The organism is Vibrio sp. 1249-1 (genome assembly GCF_033340495.1).
The window spans coordinates 1-652 of the sequence record NZ_JAWOWJ010000661.1; the positions used below are offsets into that span (position 1 = coordinate 1).

At 46.2% G+C, this 652-nt stretch carries 1 protein-coding gene; it reads right to left on the minus strand.

Annotated elements, in window-relative coordinates; translation table 11 throughout:
* Position 1 precedes the first annotated feature (1 nt).
* A partial coding sequence (locus tag R7Z50_RS28205; RefSeq protein WP_318149847.1) for a DUF445 domain-containing protein occupies positions 2-652 on the minus strand: 651 nt, incomplete at its 5' end.

Genomic DNA, 652 nt, shown 5'->3' on the forward strand with positions numbered 1-652 from the left:
ATTATGCGCCGATAAAGGTGCTAATAACACCAATCAAACCACCGAATACGCCACCCCAAACTACTAGCCAGCCTAGGTGTTCTTTAATCATTCTTTGCACCATTTCTTTAACCAATGCCGGCGTTAACTCGCTAAGGCGTTGATCGATGATGCCTTCGATGTTCTGCTTAATCTCATCCATCATGGCTGGTGATTCAAACTGCTCTTTCAAAGCTTCTTTAATGCTGTCGCTCTTGCTCAGTTCGATGATGGACACTTGCATCTTTTCGACGAAAGGTTGTCGCATCGGCTGTAGAGCTTCCGCACCACCAAACATCGCTAGCATGCCGCCAAACTGGGAGCCTTCAATGACTTCTACCAGTGAGTCAAAGGCCGGGTTTAGATCCACTTTCTCAATCACAGGTTGAAGATCGATGTTCACACCGCCCGCCATTTCTTTATTCAAGAATCGGTCGATGTTCGCTTCGGTAAAGAACTGTTCCATCATCAAATTTTTGATCGCCAGTTTGAATTCTTCAAACCGTGCGGGAATCACACCAGAACCGTATAAACCCGGCACTTTTTCAAACAGCATGTGGATGGCAAGCCAGTTAGTGATGGCGCCAGAGAAGGCAAAGAGACCTGCATACCAAAGATAGTCGTTCTGAAATTG